1 protein-coding gene is annotated in these 716 nt (G+C 69.0%); it reads left to right on the top strand.

Annotated elements, in window-relative coordinates; genetic code table 11:
• Nucleotides 1-716, top strand: a 716-nt coding sequence (locus tag BSZ37_RS22275; RefSeq protein ID WP_179299813.1) for an adenylate/guanylate cyclase domain-containing protein, incomplete at both ends; no start/stop codon positions are given.

Raw genomic sequence — 716 nt, 5'->3', positions numbered from 1 at the left:
GGGGTGATCTGGCTCCTGGTGGACCACGTGTTCTCGGTCTCGAACTACGCGGCGGTCGGGAGCCTCTCGGCCGACTCCCACGAGGGCATCCAACTCGACGCCGGGATCTACGTCTTCGCCAGCCTGGCGTCGTTCGCTGTCGGGTGCCTCGTCGGGGTCGTCGAACTGCTGTTCCTGAACCGGGCCTTCGCCGCGAGGAGCCTCGGGGCCAAGCTGGTCGGCAAGACCCTGTTCTACGTCGCGTTCCTGACCGTCGTCGTGGTCGTCCTTTACCCCATCGCAGCGGCGATGGAGATGGGGACCGGGCTGGCCGACGCCCGCGTCTGGGACCGCCTCGGGGCGTTCGCGGTCAGCATGGAGAGCCTGAGCACGGGCGTCCAGATCACGGCGTCCCTCGTCGTCTCGCTGTTCTACGCCGAGATCAGCGAGCACCTGGGCGCCCGCGTCCTCACCAACTTCCTCACGGGGCGGTACCACACGCCGAAGCGGGAGCGGCGCGTGTTCCTCTTCTCCGACATGAAGTCCTCGACGGCCATCACGGAGCGGCTGGGCCACGCCCGGTACTTCGAGTTCCTCCGGGCGTACTACGACGCCCTCGCCGACGCGGTCGTCCGGCACGAGGGCGAGGTGTACCAGTACATCGGCGACGAGATCGTCGTGTCGTGGCCGGAGGAGGCCGGGCTCCGCGACGCCAACGGCGTCCGGTGCGCGCTCGC

The organism is Rubrivirga marina (assembly GCF_002283365.1).
GTDB lineage: Bacteria > Bacteroidota > Rhodothermia > Rhodothermales > Rubricoccaceae > Rubrivirga > Rubrivirga marina.
Note: the sequence above shows the minus strand (reverse complement) of the source record. Positions and strands in the feature narration are given on the sequence as shown.